At 36.2% G+C, this 17,889-nt stretch carries 14 protein-coding genes; 1 reads left to right on the top strand and 13 read right to left on the bottom strand.

Annotated elements, in window-relative coordinates; translation table 11 throughout:
* Positions 1-134: 134 nt before the first annotated feature.
* From AC6IWN_RS09415 to AC6IWN_RS09460, 10 genes are all read right to left on the bottom strand, one after another.
* Positions 135-1,157, bottom strand: a complete 1,023-nt coding sequence (locus AC6IWN_RS09415; RefSeq protein WP_497992125.1) for a protein-glutamate methylesterase/protein-glutamine glutaminase — start codon at positions 1,155-1,157, stop codon at positions 135-137.
* Between the two features lie 40 nt (positions 1,158-1,197).
* Positions 1,198-2,022: a CheR family methyltransferase gene (locus AC6IWN_RS09420; protein WP_497992126.1), complete on the bottom strand. Its 825-nt coding sequence runs from the start codon at positions 2,020-2,022 to the stop codon at positions 1,198-1,200.
* Positions 2,023-2,227: 205 nt separating this feature from the next.
* Complete coding sequence (locus tag AC6IWN_RS09425; protein WP_497992127.1) at positions 2,228-3,913, bottom strand: methyl-accepting chemotaxis protein; 1,686 nt, start codon at positions 3,911-3,913, stop codon at positions 2,228-2,230.
* Positions 3,914-3,953: 40 nt separating this feature from the next.
* The gene (locus AC6IWN_RS09430) at positions 3,954-4,451 is read right to left on the bottom strand and encodes a chemotaxis protein CheW (protein WP_497992128.1); all 498 of its coding nucleotides are present in this window, start codon (positions 4,449-4,451) and stop codon (positions 3,954-3,956) included.
* A gap of 41 nt (positions 4,452-4,492) precedes the next feature.
* Entirely contained in the window at positions 4,493-4,897 is a 405-nt protein-coding gene (locus tag AC6IWN_RS09435; RefSeq protein WP_497992129.1) for a response regulator, read from the bottom strand.
* A 35-nt stretch (positions 4,898-4,932) separates the two neighbouring features.
* Positions 4,933-7,989, bottom strand: coding sequence for a PAS domain-containing hybrid sensor histidine kinase/response regulator (locus tag AC6IWN_RS09440; RefSeq protein ID WP_497992130.1), 3,057 nt, complete (start codon positions 7,987-7,989; stop codon positions 4,933-4,935).
* 53 nt (positions 7,990-8,042) lie between these two features.
* Positions 8,043-10,133: a chemotaxis protein CheW gene (locus tag AC6IWN_RS09445; protein WP_497992131.1), complete on the bottom strand. Its 2,091-nt coding sequence runs from the start codon at positions 10,131-10,133 to the stop codon at positions 8,043-8,045.
* 23 nt (positions 10,134-10,156) lie between these two features.
* Positions 10,157-10,519, bottom strand: coding sequence for a response regulator (locus tag AC6IWN_RS09450; RefSeq protein ID WP_497992132.1), 363 nt, complete (start codon positions 10,517-10,519; stop codon positions 10,157-10,159).
* 99 nt (positions 10,520-10,618) lie between these two features.
* Positions 10,619-11,209: a TetR/AcrR family transcriptional regulator gene (locus AC6IWN_RS09455; protein WP_497992133.1), complete on the bottom strand. Its 591-nt coding sequence runs from the start codon at positions 11,207-11,209 to the stop codon at positions 10,619-10,621.
* 290 nt (positions 11,210-11,499) lie between these two features.
* On the bottom strand, positions 11,500-12,255 hold the full coding sequence (locus AC6IWN_RS09460) for an AraC family transcriptional regulator (protein ID WP_497992134.1): 756 nt from the start codon (positions 12,253-12,255) through the stop codon (positions 11,500-11,502).
* A 187-nt stretch (positions 12,256-12,442) separates the two neighbouring features.
* On the opposite strand from AC6IWN_RS09460, the gene AC6IWN_RS09465 reads away from it, so the two are divergent.
* Positions 12,443-14,359 (top strand): hypothetical protein, encoded by a 1,917-nt coding sequence (locus AC6IWN_RS09465; protein ID WP_497992135.1) that lies wholly within the window; start codon positions 12,443-12,445, stop codon positions 14,357-14,359.
* A 242-nt stretch (positions 14,360-14,601) separates the two neighbouring features.
* On the opposite strand, the gene AC6IWN_RS09470 is transcribed toward AC6IWN_RS09465, so the two are convergent.
* From AC6IWN_RS09470 to AC6IWN_RS09480, 3 genes are all read right to left on the bottom strand, one after another.
* Positions 14,602-15,126 (bottom strand): cob(I)yrinic acid a,c-diamide adenosyltransferase, encoded by a 525-nt coding sequence (locus AC6IWN_RS09470; protein WP_497992136.1) that lies wholly within the window; start codon positions 15,124-15,126, stop codon positions 14,602-14,604.
* A 102-nt stretch (positions 15,127-15,228) separates the two neighbouring features.
* Positions 15,229-16,737 carry a cobyric acid synthase gene (locus AC6IWN_RS09475; RefSeq protein WP_497992137.1) on the bottom strand — a complete coding sequence of 503 codons (1,509 nt, stop codon included), beginning with the start codon at positions 16,735-16,737 and terminating at the stop codon, positions 15,229-15,231.
* On the bottom strand, positions 16,719-17,768 hold the full coding sequence (locus tag AC6IWN_RS09480) for a pyridoxal phosphate-dependent aminotransferase (protein ID WP_497992138.1): 1,050 nt from the start codon (positions 17,766-17,768) through the stop codon (positions 16,719-16,721). The genes AC6IWN_RS09475 and AC6IWN_RS09480 overlap by 19 nt, the downstream gene beginning before the upstream one ends.
* Between the last annotated feature and the right edge of the window lie 121 nt (positions 17,769-17,889).

Raw genomic sequence — 17,889 nt, forward strand, 5'->3', positions numbered from 1 at the left:
TATAAGAAAAATGAATCCACAAGTCGGCGAAAACCAATCAAGTGGATTCATTTTTTCAATAACTATATTTATATATACAATTTTAATAGAATTCTAAATACACCAGATTGACATTAACTGGATCGTACTGTGTATTATAATCTTAACAGTTGAATTAGCGCCTGCGGTATTGCTCCAAGCGCATATTGCTTTTCTACCGCACCAATATCAAAAGCTGCCTTAGGCATACCATATACCACACTGGTTTTTTCATCCTGGCCGATTGTTTTTGCACCTTTTCTTCTCATGGACATTAACCCTTTTGCCCCGTCATATCCCATACCGGTTAGTATAACGCCTACAGCATTTGTTCCAGCCTCTTTGGCAACGGATTCAAACAACACATCTACTGATGGACAATGCCCATTCACTTTATCTGAGTTGAACACTTCCACTTTATACTTATCGCCTATCTTCTTCAATCTCATATGTTGATTCCCCGGTGCAATCAAAACTTTACCGGTTTCAACATAATCACCATTTTCTGCCTCTTTCACATTAAGTAATGTTTGATTGTTGAGCCGTTCAGCAAACATTTTTGAGAACATGGGAGGAATATGCTGTACAATTACAATTCCCGGTATATTCTTTGGTAATTGCATTAACACACTACATAACGCTTCGGTTCCACCTGTTGAGGCACCCATAGCAATTACTCTTTCCTTATGGAAGTTGGAATGAGCAACTACGTTACCTGGCTTAACCTGCTCCGAAGTTTTTACATTCGAAGAGGCAGCAATTTTGATTTTAGTAATCAACTCCTGTATAAATATCTGAATATTATTCGATGTTTTATCTACTGGTTTCGCTGCAAAGTCAACCGCTCCGGCATCCATTGCATCAAATACATTATCCGATATTCCGCTTACCATTATTACCGGAATTGAATATTGCGGCAACAATCTTCTGATAAATTCAATCCCGTTCATTTTTGGCATTTCAACATCGCAGGTCATAACATCCGGCTCGAACTCCAGTATTTTATCCCTTGCTTCAAACGGATCTGTAGCCTTAGCAACAACTTCAATATCACTGTCCGCACTAATCCCCCTGATAATTGCTTCGCGAAATACAATACTGTCATCTACTACCAACACTCTAATTTTTCTTTTTGCCATATCTACACCAAATCCCTTTTTTTCGATAGAGTTCTTTCCCTTAATGTAATAGAGGTCGTCGATATACCGACGGCATAACATACTCAAAGTCTGAGCAGCTTCTATTGATTGTTTCTGAATGTCCCAAAAACAAATACCCGCCAGGTTCCATCGCATCATAGAATTTTCGTATTAATCTATCCCGTGTTTCATTGTCAAAATAGATCATAACGTTTCTGCAAAAAATTACATGAAGTTTCTTCTTGAAAGGAAATACATTCTCCATCAAGTTAAACTTACGAAAGAGAACCTCATTTTTTATTAATGCATTAACTATATAATTCTCATTATCATATTTTCGAAAATAATTCTGCTTCCACTGCGGTGGTAACGGTTTAATTCTTTCAGAACTATATATCCCCGTGGAAGCAATTTCAAGTACACTTTCCGATATATCTGTTGCGAGTATCTTCTTGTCCCATAACAATTTGTCTGAACCGAAGAATTCATCCAAAATCATTGCTATCGTATATGCCTCTTCACCGGTTGAGCTTGCAGCACACCATATCCTTAAATCCTTATTCTGGACTGTGGCTTTCAAGTACGGTAATATTTTATCTTGAAAATATTTAAAATGATCTGCTTCTCTCATAAAATATGTATGATTGGTTGTGACTTTATCAATCAGAGTAATCGCTGCCTGACCGGTTATGTCAGAAACAACATAATCATAATAATCATCAAAATTATCAAACCCTGAATCCGTCAAGACATTTTGCAGCCTACCCAAAAACATAACTTTCTTTTCTTTTTTTAGATTAATCCCATAATTTTTCTTAATGTATCCAGAAAACTTACTGAATTCTTTATCTGTTATATCAATCATAATTTCCTCTTTAAATAGTAGGATAATTGTACAAAGGTACAATTAAGGTTAGTACGGATTATCGTTATTCCTGATTATCCATGTAGGTACTCGTATATCAACCACGCCAGCTTATTTGACATTTTCATTACCTTTGTATTAACAAGGACCTTTGCTACACATTATAACAAAAGTCCTTATTGATTGCTATTAGTTATTACGTATTTTAGTATTTTCCAAAGTCCTGATCACCAAGGTTGATTTTTTTAACATTCTTTTCTTTCTCATAGGTAGCTTCAGAACCTGTTCTATTTTTATTTTCTTTCGGTTTATATTCTGAAATCGCAGAATTTTTATTCAACTTTCTCACTTTGAATCTTGCAACCTGATCCTCAAGTAATACTGCCTGACTTGCCAACTCTTCACTTGCAGCAGCACTTTCTTCTGATGTAGCTGAATTTGTCTGAACAACTGTTGTAACTTGAAGAATACCTTGATTAATTTGCTCAATTCCTGCTGCCTGTTCATCAGAGGCTATGGAGATTTTACCAATCAATTCAGCAACATCAGCAATACCACCCACAATCTTATCAAGTGCAGAAGCGGTTTCATTTGCTATCTTTGTACCACCTTCTGACTTCTTAATGGATCCTTCAATCATGGCAGTTGTTTCCTTCGCAGCATTGGAGGAACGAGCTGCAAGATTACGAACCTCTTCTGCTACTACTGCAAATCCTTTTCCATGTTGTCCTGCTCTGGCCGCTTCTACTGCAGCATTCAGTGCAAGAATATTGGTTTGGAATGCAATATCATCAATTACTTTAATGATTTTTGAGATATTCATGGAAGCATCATTGATGTCCGCCATTGCGTTTAGCATCTCTTTCATATGTTCATTACCAACAACCGCGCTGGTTTTGGCGGTATCTGTGATCTTATTTGCTTCTCTCGCATTTTCTGCATTTATTCTAGTCTGTGAAGCAATCTCTTCAATTGATGCGGATAGCTCTGCTATAGAACTTGCTTGTTCGGTCGCTCCTTGGGAAAGTGCTACACTCGAATCCGATAACTGGGTTGATCCTGCTGATACCTGTTCTGCTGCTACGCTAATATTGGACATTACCTCATTCAGGTTATCCGTCATCTTACGGAAGGCATCTGCAAGCATTCCAATTTCATCTCTAGAGTTATGTTTAATCTCAACATTCAAGTCACCCTCAGCTACTTTATTTGCAACCGCAACTAATTTTATAACAGGCTTGCTGATAATACGTGATATCACAATTCCAAGAACTACAGCTAATACTACTCCAATTACTACAATTACAATAACTATCATATTAGTAGTTGCCGCCTCGTTGGAGTATTGTTCCGATAAAATCTTGCCATTCTCATTCTTTAATTTAAAAAGGTCATTAATATTGTTCATAACTTCAGTCACTACCTTAGCACTGGAATCAGCCTGAAGAACCGCTACCGCATCCTGTATTTTGCCATCAACTGCATCCTTCACGATTGAATCCTGAAGTGGTTTATAATTTTCTAACGCCACCTTCAGCTTTGCATAGACTTCTTTCCCTTCCTGTGTTTGAATGGAATCTTCAAATATATCTAAAGATTGATTCATCGAATCATAATATTTATTTATTTTTTGGTTGATCACCTCACGTTTATCCGCATTTTCTTCAATTACAATATTCCTTAACTCCACTCTGATTTGGTGAAAGTTAATCGAAACATTTGCAATATCACCTAACGGAACACCATACTCCCGATAAAGAGCCGTGTATTTCTTATCTGTTTGATCCATGTTATAAAAACCAATGAAGCCTATGATTGCTGTTATTAAAGCAACCACAATAAACCCGGTGATTAATTTTGCACTTATTTTCATATTATTATACCACTTCATATATAAATCCTCCTGTTATTCAACCATCTTCTTTTGTAAGTTAATGATTAGGGTGGTACTGCTCCACATCCTGCTCATTTATCAATTTATCACAATCTAATAATAATTTAACATCACTTCCAACCTTACCAATTCCCTTAATATAGTGATTTCCGCCATTATTAATATCCGGAGGGGGTACAATATCTTCTTCCGGTATCGTCAAAACTTCCGACACACTATCAACGATAAGTCCGATTGAATTATCACCAATGTCGATCACCACTACACAGGTTCTGTCATTATAATCGATCCACTCCTTTTTGAAGCGTAGCCTAACATCCATAACTAGGATTATCTTACCTCTTAAATTAATAATACCTTTTATGTAGTCAGGCAGTTCCGGAACAACTGTGATTGGTTGTATTCCGATAATTTCAGTTACATACTTAATCTCTATACCATATACTTCTTCCCCTAATTGAAATGTCAGAAATCTGCCCCTTTGAGTATCCTCTTCTTCCGTTCGTTCTAAATCAACATTTTCACTCTGTTGCATACCTAACTCACTCCTTTCTTTATCCGTAATATTTTAACCAATTAATCAGAAATGGGTTGCATTCCGAATTTTGATAATACTTCTACTAGTTTCACTGTATCAATTGGTTTTGCGGCATATGCATCACAGCCTATATCAAAGGATGTTTGAACCAATTTAGTTTCTGCTAGTGCCGTCGTCATTATAATTTTTGATCGTTGATCACTCGTAATTCCCTTTTGTGCTTCCAAATCACGTATTGATTTTAACACCTTAACACCATCTACTTTTGGCATCATTATATCCAAACATATCAAATCATAATGTTTATCATCTTTTATGGATATTAAGAATGCATCAAGTGCTTCCAAACCATCAACTACCAAGTCACATTCACCATAACGGCTCAAGAACTTGAATAAAAATTTTCTACTAACTAAATCATCCTCAGCGACTAAAATTCTCATTAACTTAGTACCTCCTTATTTGCCTTTGTTTCATATTAGTAAGTAATAAAGCCTGATATCATGCTATTTATGTTTTTGGCTATTTCCTCCAAATTACCACGACGTGCAGAAAGCTCAATTTTAAAAGATAAATCCTTCAGCTTTATCAGATCCAACTCCTTTGATTTATTTCTAATAGAATGTGCTAATTCTTCTATTAGCATAAAATTTTCCTGCTTCATAGCAGATTCAATTAATTGTATCTTATCCCTCAATTCACTCAGTATATCTTGGGGAAGTTGATCAAATACATTATCTTTCTCTTCTACATACTGCACTTCTCCATTCTCATTAATAAAGATTGCATCCAAAATCAAACTATCATTTTTACCGAATATCGTAATCATATTATCAATCGTATAAAAAAGCTGATTCATATCAATTGGCTTCGATAAATAAGCATCCATTCCCATTGATAAGAATTTTTCTTTATCTCCCTTTAAAGCATAAGCGCTTATAGCGATAATCGGTGTATACTCCCCTCTCTTCTCCATGCCCCGAATCGCTTTGGTGACTTCTATCCCATTCAATTTTGGCATTTGTATATCCATTAATACTAAATCATACTTATTCTTCTTATAAAAATTCAGAGCTTCCAGTCCATCAGAGGATACATCTACGCAATAGTTTCTTTCATTCAACATCTTAATCATAACCTTCTGATTTACCACATCATCTTCCGCTAGTAAGATTTTCAGTGGTTTGTTATCATCATTGATTTTGATTTGTTGATGCACTCGATTTTCAGTCGCTTGTCCGATATAAAATGGAAGTGAAAAACGAAATGTACTTCCTAGTCCTTTTTTGCTTTTTACTGTAATAGCACCGCCCATTAATTCTACTAGATTCTTAGATATTGCAAGCCCCAAACCGGTACCACCATATTTTTTCGTAAACGACTGTTCTACCTGATTAAAACTTTGAAATAGCTTGTTCATATCATCAGCCGAAAGGCCAATTCCGGTGTCCTTAATGCTAAACTCCACAAGTATTTCCTTTTCTTCTTTTTTTACCGTTTTTATAGAGAGCTCCACACTTCCCTTATGAGTAAATTTAACCGCATTACTAAGTAGATTATTTATAATCTGCCTTAGTCGGTTCGGATCTCCAACGATATATCGTGGAATCGAAGATGAAAAACAGTAAATCAGATCTAATTTTTTTTCTTCTACTCGAGGTGTATAGGATTTCACTAAATCCTCAATCAGTTCCTTCATGTCGAAAGTTACATTTTCAATGGATAGTTTACCAGCTTCCATTTTTGAAAAGTCTAAAATGTCATTAATAATATTCAGCAAGGAGTTAGCACACTTTTTAGCTGTTTCTAAGTTATCTCTTTGCTCGAAATTCAAATCCGTCAGCAAAGTCAAATCCACCATTCCCATCATTCCGTTGATAGGGGTTCTGATTTCATGACTCATATTAGCAAGGAATTCGCTCTTTGCTCGATTCGCAGCCTCAGCTGCTTCTTTGGTAGATATCAGCTTGAGCTCTGACTGCTTCTTTTCTGTGATATCTGAAATAATTGTCACAATATCATCCTTGTAAGGGCTATATATTGAGATTGATAGCCACTTATTATGAGTTGGAAGGAAGTAATTATCTATATTGATTTGTTCTCCTTTTATAATCTTATCGAAATTAATCTTAATGATTTCATTCAACATATTGTGAAATAACTCAGAATCGTTTTTCCCAATTATATCATCCTTCGTGATATTAAAAAGAAGCTCAAATGCCCGGTTCACTTCTACAAAGCGCATATCGACCGGATTATGATTATCATCATAGATTAACTGAAAATATGCATATGCACTCTTCAAACTCATAAATAGATAATAATATTTGTCCTGATTAATTCTAATATCCTGTTCTGCTTTTTTTCGTTCTGTAATATCTCGAACAATGCTAAACAAAATTCTTCTGTTCCCTATATTCATTCCCTGGGAGCTGACTTCAACCTGAAATTTACTTCCGTCCCTCCTTTTATGCTCCGTCTCGAAGAAAATACCACCTTGATCAGCTTTATCCAATTGGAGCTTAGTATATCCCCAGTCTTCTCTAATCCTCCGGACATTCATGCCCTCAAATTCTTCTTTGGTATAACCATAGGCCTTTACTGCTGAATTATTTGCATCAATTATATACCCGTCCAGGTCTAGCAAAAAGATAATATCTCTGGCATTATCGATAATCTTACGATAACGTTCTAGTATCTCCTCTGCTTCTTTCAGCTCCATGATATCGGTCATGGTCATAATACAATTTATTTTGTTATTTTCCATAAGTGGTGCAACACTTACCAATAACCAACTGTCCTTTATTTCACCATTTTTATTCAGCGTTTTATTGACCTCAAATTTGTCGCTTGCCTTTCCTTCATGAATAACCATTGTTATGGCTTTATTTAGCTCACAATCCTTACAGTTTAGGCCAAAGCCGCAGCCTTTAGCATTATTATTGCTATTAGAGCATCCGAAACCGGTTCCGAAATACTCTCCGATCACATTATCTCTGGTATTATCAATCATCTGAAGAAATGTATCATTCGCTTCAACAATCTTAAAATTCTCATTTAGCGTCAACATCCCTACCGGTGCGAAATCAAAGATAGTTTTAAAGTTCTTTCTCTCTTTGATACGTTCGATTTCCATGCTTTTTATTTTAGAAATATCACGAAGTATCACAACTACTCCAACAATGTTTTGACTCTTATCTTTTACGGTTGAAAAGGTTGCCGAGATATATTTCATGCTATTTTCTCTTGTATAAATCACAGTATTATTCTGTAACCCTTTCACTTCGTCTTGCTCAATCACATATGAGATCGGGCTCTGTACTCTATCCTTTGTATCAGCAATATAAAACTGTATTACATAATCAAAGCTTTGTTGAATTACTTCTTCTGCATTAATATCTAAGATCTGCTCCGCGGTGTGATTCATGTATAATATCTTTCCGTCCAAATCTGTTGAAATTACACCATCTCCGATACATGCCAAGGTTGCCGCTGCAAGTTCCGGCGTATTGATATCCATATTTTTTAAATCCACTTAAGCACCTCCATTATCAGTATCGGTGTTGATTTATCATCATAGTCTCTCTGTTACATATGAATTAGTCCGAGAACATCCAATATCAGACTTATACTTCCATCTCCAAGCAAAGTACAGCCAGCGAGACCTTTTATTTTATAATTGTCCAACAAATACTTCGGTAGAACCTTAACAACAACCTGTTGTTGACCGACCAGTTCATCTGCAAATACACATACGGTATGACCATCCTGTTCAACAACGATAATGATACCTTCCGTTAAATCAGTAATACTTGTTTGAATATTGAACTTTTTATGTAATCGTAATACAGGGAAACATTGTCCTCGTATTAAAAGCATCTCATTGCCGTCAGGATCAGTTATAAGATTTTGTTTTAGTGGTCTGAGTGATTCTTTTATCGAGGCAGTGGGAATGGTATAGTTGGATTTTCCTACTTTAAGATTCATACCGTCGATAATTGCTAAAGTCAAAGGGATTGAAAGTGTGATTGTTGTTCCTGCATATGGGACGCTGTCCACGGATAATGTTCCGCCTATTGCCTCGATATTCTTTGATACAACATCCATTCCAACTCCGCGGCCTGAATACTCGGATACATTATCCTTCGTTGAGAATCCGGGTAATAGGATAAGACTAAATATTTCGCGCTCCGTCATCTCCTCCGGCTTTTTGGTCAACAGATTATGTTCCATCGCTTTTTTGATGATTGTATCCTTGTTCAGTCCTTTTCCATCGTCCTTGACGATAATCAGTACGTCACTTCCGGAATTCTTTGCCTCTAGCGTCAGTGTTCCAATCTTATTCTTACCGGCATGGATTCTATCCTCCACTGATTCAATCCCATGATCGAGTGAATTACGAACCAAATGCATCAATGGATCCGATATATGCTCAATAATATTTTTATCAACCTCGGTTTCTTCACCGATAATTTTTAACTCAACTTCTTTTTTAAGCTGTTTCGACATATCCCTTACGATACGATTCATCTTCTGAAAGGTTGGAGCTAAGGGTACCATTCGTATAGACATTACAATGTCTTGCAATTCACTGGTTATTTTATTCAATTGTTGCGCAGATTTATGAAAATTATGTAGTTCCAATCCCAATAGTTCAGGATTTTGCGTTACCATCGCTTCTGCAATCACCATCTCTCCAACCAAATCCATTAGTTTGTCCAATTTTGCTACACTGACACTTATGATACTTTGGACGTTTGTATGATGATTTTTATCACTCTCTTTATAAGAAGTATTCGTATCGTTCGCCTTGATAATCCCAGGTGTCTTTACCGGATTTTCTTTCACAACCAATTCGTCTTCCACCGGTTTTGATGATTTCACGCGGTCATATTCTTCCTCATCCGTCAATCTAGTCAACTGCAAGGATTCTAAGAATATCGTTTGCTGAAAAAACTCATCCATTTCCTCATAGGTATGATTTGACTTAAGATAAATTGTAAATCCACTTTGTTGAATGGTTTCTATCGTATCTTCATTATCTATAATATCCACAGGAAAATAGAAAAACTCTTCTGTTAAATCCTTCAAGTTATGGATGATGGTATATGCTCTAATATTCTCCATCTCACATCCTTCTTCAAAGAATATAACCGCTTTATAAGAATGTTTGTAGTCCTGAGTTTTCACCTTGTCATGACTGATATAATACTTTTGATCTTTACTTTGCGATTTCTTCTCAGGTTTCGTCTCTTCATAAAAACCATTATCACTTTTTAAGTCAGATAAAAAGCATTTTAATTCTTCTATCATGGAAGATGCATCACCATCCGGAGCATCTCCATTTTTTATCTTTTCTATTTCAACTTTAATAAAATCAATACCATCCAGCACAAAATCCGATAATAAAGAATAATTTAAACGCTCCGGATTTTTTTCACGGATAAAGTAAAATATATCTTCCATTTTATGAGCTAGTGTTGAAATATTATGAAACATCATGATAGCAGATGAGCCTTTTACGGTATGCATTATTCGGAAAATCTCATTTATTGCTGCGGATGTAAAAACACCTTCTTTTTCACTGGTCAATATAGATTGCTCCAATTGTTCAATCATTTGCGAAGTTTCAAATATGTACATATCTAGCATAGGTTCATTAGCGAATTGTCCTGACATTTTATACCTCCAGCTCGATCAATTTATAATTTTAATATCTTCTTAATCTTAGCAATCACATCATCATCCTTGAACGGCTTAACGACAAATGAGGTTGCACCGCATATAATTGACTCCTTCACCATTGCCTCATCACCTAGCGCTGAAACCATAACCACTTTCGCTTTTGGATCATGTTGTTTAATTAATTTTAATGCTTCTATTCCAGTCATATCTGTCATAGTAATATCCATCGTTACCAGATCAGGCTTAATTTCTTTATATTTTGCAAAAGCTTCTATACCATTTGATGCTTCATAGCACTCTATATCTTCCAACCTCTCCAATAAAAGTCTAATCGTAAGTCTCATGAATGCAGCATCGTCAACAACTAATACCTTTTTCATTGTTCATCCTCCGGAAAATAGTTTATATATGATAAGTCAAAAACAACATATCCATTAATTTTTTTATTTCTCAAAATAATTTTACTTAAGTACACTCACCTATTTCTTAAAGTAAGCACGTAGAATCAAATCTAAAGCTGACATTGTTTTCTCAGTTAGTGAAAACGATCTATCATTTATTCTCCATCTCAAACATGTTTCCAAAACGATTCCAAAGATCAAATCAACTAAATCATTTGAATTCACATCTACTAATAATTCACCATTCGCTTTTGCATCATCAACAATCTTTTTAATAAATGACAGTCGATTGTTCAATATCTTGTTCACTTTATAGGTAAGATCGTTATCATATCGGAACACATCAAACAGTTGTGTGATCGAGGTGAGTGCAGGATAATTCTCGTAATATTCAACCGTAGTACGTATTAAATACTGCACGGAGCCGTAAGAATTAAACTTCTTCATCATTACAGATTGAAAAAGATCCTCATCAAATTTCGCATAATAATCCAGCACCGCAATAAGCAAATCATTTTTATTCTTAAAATGGCGAAATAATGTTGCCTCAGAGATACCTTCTCTTTTCGCTATCTCACGTGTTGATAACCCTTGGATGCCCAAATCATCAATAATATCAATTGTTGTAATAATCAAACTATCTTTTCTATGTATTTTAAATTCCTTCATGCTATCTCCTACCGTAGTAAACACTCACTCCTGTTGTAATTGTTAAAAAATATTTGTCAATACCGTATAAGTTATTGACAAATATTGTTATAATGTTATATCCAATCACTTCACTAAAAGAAATCTACCATAAACTACCTCTATCATTGGATAAATCATTTTATTGGTAATATATTACCACATTATTCTATAAAATAAAACATTTTTCTACATTATTTTCGACACAACACTACTTTTTTCTATTTTTCAATAGGTAAGTCTACTCATAAATCAAATTCCATCCGCATGATCTAATCTTTTTTTCTATATTCATTAGGCGATTTTCCGATGATTTTTCTGAAGTTACGATTGAAAGATCTTAAGTTATTATAGCCACAATTGACCGCAACATCCCCGATTGGTTGATTTCCATTCTCAAGGATATAGCAGGCTTGCGATATCCGATAATGATTTAGATATTCAGTAAATGTCATTCCCATTAACTTAACGAATAATTTTGAAAGATAAGGATAATCATATCGTAAATACTTTGCCACTGACTTTAGGGTACAGTCATTCGAATAATTCTGTTCAACATAAAGCAGAATCTTATAAAGAACCTTAGCTTGAGGCGTTTGTTTGACGGGTATGAAGTCGCTCTGATCAATTAATTCAGAACAAACCGTATATAGAAAGCTTTTCTGACTATAAATTGATTTCAATTTATCAAAATCAAGATCCCCTTCGTAATGCAACACATTATTCGCGGGTACAAGTCCTTTATAATTCATATAAAAATCACCGATTAGTTCCGGTGAAAATAATACTATAGTTATTTCAGATGTATCATGTGTTTTAAATTCATGCATTTGATTTGAGAATACGAAAGCGAGATCATGCTTATTCAAATGAAACTCCTCCTGATTTATCGTTACAGATAAATTGCCTTCATTTACATAGATTAGTTCATATGCTCTATGAAAATGCAAGGGAAAGCTGTAATTCTTAAGTGGGTAATACCATATAAACTCTTTTTCCGCTACACCATGTTTCTCAAAGAAAACCATTTTATCTTCCTCCTAATTGTACTTCGTTATTATTTATATTTTATAAAGTATAATTTCTTGTATCCTCTAAGCCTTTTCGGTCAACAAAAACACTAATATTGTCTCAAATTATACTACAGAATGAATAGAACTCATAGACATATATAATTATAATTATCTCAGATCAATTTAAAGGAGGCAATTATCAATGGAATATCATGTATCAAAAAACGGTTCCGACCAAGGTCAAGGAACCATTCAAAATCCATTTCTAACCATAAATAAAGCAGCATCCATCGCTGTAGCAGGTGACACAGTTACGGTTCACGAAGGTACCTACCGTGAATGGGTGAAACCGAAATATAAAGGATTAAGTGATAAAAGAAGAATCACTTATCAATCAGCTGAGGGTGAGAAGGTTGTTATAAAAGGTTCAGAACATATCAAAAGCTGGAAGCATGTCGAGGGCAATGTATGGAAGACCGTTTTACCTAATAGTTTCTTCGGAGATTTTAATCCATATGAAGAAATTATATTCGGTGACTGGGTCGTTACAATAGAGGAGAGAAAACACCTTGGAGAGGTATATCTCAATGGCATGTCCTTCTATGAAGTAAATGAATACGATAAGCTAAAGAACCCTACTCCAAGAACAGAAGTCCATGATTTTTGGAGAAAAGAAATGGTTCCTGTTCATAATGTTGAGCAGACAAAATATGTCTGGTACACAGAAATGGATGTTGATAACACAACAATTTTTGCTAACTTTCAGGGCGCAGATCCAAATGTTGAATTAGTTGAAATCAATGTTCGTAGATCCTGTTTCTATCCGGAAGCCACCGGCATTGATTATATCACAGTAAGAGGATTCGAGATGGCGCAAGCTGCTTCACCATGGGCTCCTCCAACCGCTGATCAACCGGGTCTTATCGGTGCAAATTGGAGTAAGGGCTGGATAATTGAGAATAATATCATTCATGATGCAAAATGCAGCGCGGTCAGCTTAGGAAAAGAATCTTCCACTGGACATAACTACCGTACAATTCGCAGGGACAAGCCGGGCTATACCTATCAGCTTGAAGCGGTATTCACTGCTAAACAAAATGGATGGAGCAAAGAAAAGATTGGTTCTCATATTGTACGCTATAACACGATCTATGATTGCGGACAAAATGCAATCGTCGGTCATTTGGGATGTGTATTCAGCGATATTCATCACAACCACATCTACAATATTGATTTAAAACGCGAATCCTATGGTTATGAAATTGCAGGCATTAAATTCCATGCAGCGATAGATGTCCAGATCCATCATAACAAGATTCATGATTGTTCGTTAGGTATCTGGTCCGACTGGGAAACCCAGGGTACCAGAATCAGTAAGAACTTATTTTACAATAACCAAAGAGATCTCTTTGTAGAAGTTAGTCATGGACCATATGTGGTAGATCATAATATTATGACTTCCGACTATGCTCTGGATAATTTCTCTGATGGTGGAGCATATATCAATAACCTAATCTGCGGTAAGATGAGACAGGAAAAAGTATTGGATCGAGCTACGCAATACCATGTGGTACACAGCACCAAAGTAGCCGGCTTCTCCTTTATCTATGGTGGAGATGACCGCTTCTACAATAATGTCTTTGTTGGGGCAGAAGGGTTAGCGGGTGTTGGCACCGCTCAGTACAATCCATACACTGCTTCTCTGGAAGAATTTATCGATGAGGTTCATAAAACTCATGGAGATCATGAAGCATTTTTCTCAGTGGAACAACCGGTTTATATCAATAATAACGCATACCTCAGCGGAGCAGAATCTTTTGACCGCGAGCAAAACAAGCTGATTGATTCCAATTTTAATCCGAATGTTGCCATCAAAGAAGATGGTGATGATGTTTATCTTTCCATTGATCTACCGGAAAGCTTCCATAGTATATTAGGTGAGATTCACTCCACTGCCACTCTACAACGGGTTCGTATCGTAGATGCAGAATATGAAAGACCGGACGGAAGTGTGCTGGTTCTTGATACTGATTACTTTGATCAAAAACTCGAGGCTCAATCTCCTCTTGGACCGATCGCTACTTTGAAACCGGGCAAAAACTATATTAAAGTCTGGTAATATATTATTAAATCAACTAACTTTTGATTTCCACCTCGGACTAATCCAAAAAAGAAGCTGCTGCTAAAGAGTAATTCATAAGGAGTATCCCTTAATAGAATTATCATCTAAGCAGCTTCTTTTTGCTATCCTTTTTTTTATCCTTTATTTATCTTTTTTGTTATCCTTTATATCATATAGTTTATGATCCTACTAAAAATATCGTATAGAAAGAGAATTTATTTACATATCAATATTCAAAGTTATTTTTCTATTCCGATTCTAGCAGATATCCCTTTATCAAAAGGATGTTTCACCTTCACGATTTCTGATTCGTAGTCAGCAAGTTCAATTAGCTCACTCTGTGGATTCCTTCCCGTCATTACCACCTCAAGCTCTTCCGGTTTGTTGCGAAGAAATTCTAAAAAGGAATCACAATCAATCAAATTGTAATTATAAGCCCCGATGATTTCATCCAGAATAAGAAGCCCTGCCTCTTCCTTCTTCGCTGATTCAATCACCATTTCTAGATAATGAGTATAAACCTCTTTTGCTCTCTTTTTCGTCTCATCATTCATTCTTGAGTAAAAGCCAAAGGTTTCACCACATAAAAGGAGGGATACCCCCTCCAGCTCACGAAGTATACTTAATTCACTTGATTTATTGTCTTTTAAAAACTGAGCAAATAATACTTTGCCGCCACTTCCGATAAAACGAACACTGAGTCCTATCGCAGTCGTTGTTTTTCCTTTGCCATCACCAGTATAGATATGAATTAATCCCTTCATGCTACTATCCTTGCCTTTCTACATGCCTTTTTCCCATAGAAACTCACCCTTTACAATATAAGTAATGCAATCATACAATCAAACTATAAAATACAGTTTTTGTTAAGCTCCATCCTCCATGATTCGATAAATAGCCGCCATATCAAGATGTTTTCTTAACGAATCCGCTAATATATCATATTGAACTTCCTTATAATCCTTGTAATCGGTTACAGATAAACGATCCGAATTAAGTCCTTTCTCCTGAGCAAGACAGCTTATCAGCTTGCTAGTTGTGGAGCTTTGATCAAAGATTCCGTGAATATAGCTTCCATATATGTTATTATAACTTGCTCCATCTAACTTATCCATACTGTCAATCTGATTCGTTAATGAAGTTAATGAGGACAATTCTTCCTTCATCGTAGAGATACCCATATGAATTTCATATCCTTCAATTATTTCACCGGACAATTCTTTTAGTATTCCCCCCAGCTCAAGAAATCTACCCTTCACTCTCGTCCTTACCTTTTCTTCTTTGAACACAGTATCAATTGGAATCAGGCCTATTCCCTTGATTGTAATGCCTTCTTCCGCGCCGACCTCATCTGCGATGTTTTCTCCCAACATCTGAAAGCCCCCACATACACCAAAAATCACTTTATTCTTAGATGCTGATCTTTTTATAGCTGCTTCCAGCCCACTCTGTCTTAACCAGAGCATATCCTTTGTAGTATTCTTAGTTCCCGGTATGATAACCATATCCGGATCCTTCCAGTCTGATACCCTATCCACATATCGGAGGGATACCCCTTCCATTCGTTCCAGAATATTAAAATCCGTAAAGTTCGAAATCCTTGGCAATCTTACTACTACAATATCGATTAGGCCAATTTCCTTCTTCGTATGAAATCGCTGTGAAAGGCTATCTTCATCCTCAATATCTACATGAATATAGGGTGTTACACCTACAACAGGTATATTGGTACGCTCCTCCAACATCACTGTCCCCGGGTCAAGTATCGACTTATCACCTCGAAACTTATTGATAATTAATCCTTTGACCAGCCTCTTCTCATCTTCCTCTAACAATTCCATCGTACCAACCAATTGAGCGAATACTCCACCACGGTCAATATCCCCTACTAATAACACAGGGGCTTTTGCCATCTTTGCCATTCCCATATTAACGATATCTTCTGATTTTAGATTTATTTCTGCCGGACTTCCGGCTCCTTCTATCACAATGATATCATATTCTTCCTCTAATTGGTGATATGCCTTTAGCACATCGGGAATTAATTGTTTTTTATAGCGAAAATAATCCACTGCGCTCATATTCCCTCGTACTTCTCCGTTTACTATCACCTGAGAACCGGTATCAGTAGTTGGTTTTAATAAGATTGGATTCATTCGAACCGACGGCTTAATTCCTGCTGCCTCCGCCTGCATCACCTGGGCACGCCCCATCTCCAACCCTTCTTCAGTGATAAAGGAATTAAGTGCCATGTTCTGGGATTTAAATGGTGCAACACGGTAACCATCCTGTGCAAAAATTCTGCATAGTCCCGCGGTAATCAGGCTTTTCCCCACATTGGACATCGTTCCTTGTATCATGATTGACTTTGACATCCGATCACCTCCTTCAATACTTGAACTAAATATTCATTTTCCCTGTGGGTTCGAATAGCGATTCGATAATACCCTTCCTCTAACCCAGGGTAATTACTACAATCCCGAATCATCACTTCTTTGGCTAGACATCTTTCATACAAACCCTGCTTCGCCTGAAAGAAGATAAAATTAGTCCAGGAAGGATAAACCTTACACTCTAGTTTTTGAAGCTCCCCAATCAAATATTCTCTCTCCACTCTAATGATCCGGAGTGATTGCTTTACGTACTCTTTTTCTGATAAAGCTGCGATTCCTGCCATTTGAGCAGGAATGGATACACTCCAAGGCTGCATTACCTGCTTCATTCTTTCTAAAAGTTTAATATCGGAGCATACCCCATAGCCAAGTCTGAGTCCTGCCATAGAATAGATCTTAGTAAATGCTTTTAGAAGGAATAAATGCTTCGTCTGATTTACTTCTTCCATAAGTGAATAATCCATACTACTCCTTACAAAATCCATAAAGCACTCATCCACCACCAACTTAACATCACAATTGTTACATTGATTTAACAGCTTTTTCAAAAAGGTTTTCTGTAATAGAACTCCGGTTGGGTTATTCGGATTACAGAGGAATAGAATATCAATATCTTCCGTAATCAAAGGTAAGAAGTCCTCTTGTAGGTAAAACTCCTCCTCTTCCTTTATAATTACATACTGTACCTCACAACCCACAGTTTTTAATGCCTGCTCGTACTCATAAAAGGTAGGGATTGGGATAAGTGCTTTCTTAGGCTTAATTGCTAGCGCTAGGGAGAAGATTAAATCCGCAGCTCCATTTCCACAAATAATCTGATCATACGGTAAACCAATTGAGGCTGAGATTGCTTCCCGCAGCTTAACACAATCCGGGTCAGGATAACAATTTGACTCCTTCACTCCATCGCACGCGGCTTGGATAACCCGCTCCGGAATTCCTAACGGGTTTATATTTGCAGAAAAATCATACTTCACATTATTTTGATAGACATCGCCACCGTGCTTGTACATCTTGTTCTCCTTATCATTTCCTATGTAAATAATAAAATTTGTCCTATAGAATTTTTTAATGATTTTGTATATAAAGAATTTTATAGTATGCTTCATTCACATCTCATTTATTTTAAGGAAA

It is taken from the genome of Variimorphobacter sp. HTMS_6, assembly GCF_059717775.1.

Excerpts from the sequence above, each read along its gene's own strand:
- AC6IWN_RS09435 (WP_497992129.1), bottom strand. The coding sequence starts at position 4,897 with ATGAGAATTTTAGTCGCTGAGGATGATTTAGTTAGTAGAAAATTTTTA.
- AC6IWN_RS09420 (WP_497992126.1), bottom strand. The coding sequence starts at position 2,022 with ATGATTGATATAACAGATAAAGAATTCAGTAAGTTTTCTGGATACATT.
- AC6IWN_RS09465 (WP_497992135.1), top strand. The coding sequence starts at position 12,443 with ATGGAATATCATGTATCAAAAAACGGTTCCGACCAAGGTCAAGGAACC.
- AC6IWN_RS09425 (WP_497992127.1), bottom strand. The coding sequence starts at position 3,913 with ATGAAGTGGTATAATAATATGAAAATAAGTGCAAAATTAATCACCGGG.
- AC6IWN_RS09450 (WP_497992132.1), bottom strand. The coding sequence starts at position 10,519 with ATGAAAAAGGTATTAGTTGTTGACGATGCTGCATTCATGAGACTTACG.
- AC6IWN_RS09470 (WP_497992136.1), bottom strand. The coding sequence starts at position 15,126 with ATGAAGGGATTAATTCATATCTATACTGGTGATGGCAAAGGAAAAACA.
- AC6IWN_RS09455 (WP_497992133.1), bottom strand. The coding sequence starts at position 11,209 with ATGAAGGAATTTAAAATACATAGAAAAGATAGTTTGATTATTACAACA.
- AC6IWN_RS09480 (WP_497992138.1), bottom strand. The coding sequence starts at position 17,768 with ATGTACAAGCACGGTGGCGATGTCTATCAAAATAATGTGAAGTATGAT.
- AC6IWN_RS09460 (WP_497992134.1), bottom strand. The coding sequence starts at position 12,255 with ATGGTTTTCTTTGAGAAACATGGTGTAGCGGAAAAAGAGTTTATATGG.
- AC6IWN_RS09430 (WP_497992128.1), bottom strand. The coding sequence starts at position 4,451 with ATGCAACAGAGTGAAAATGTTGATTTAGAACGAACGGAAGAAGAGGAT.
- AC6IWN_RS09445 (WP_497992131.1), bottom strand. The coding sequence starts at position 10,133 with ATGTCAGGACAATTCGCTAATGAACCTATGCTAGATATGTACATATTT.
- AC6IWN_RS09415 (WP_497992125.1), bottom strand. The coding sequence starts at position 1,157 with ATGGCAAAAAGAAAAATTAGAGTGTTGGTAGTAGATGACAGTATTGTA.
- AC6IWN_RS09475 (WP_497992137.1), bottom strand. The coding sequence starts at position 16,737 with ATGTCAAAGTCAATCATGATACAAGGAACGATGTCCAATGTGGGGAAA.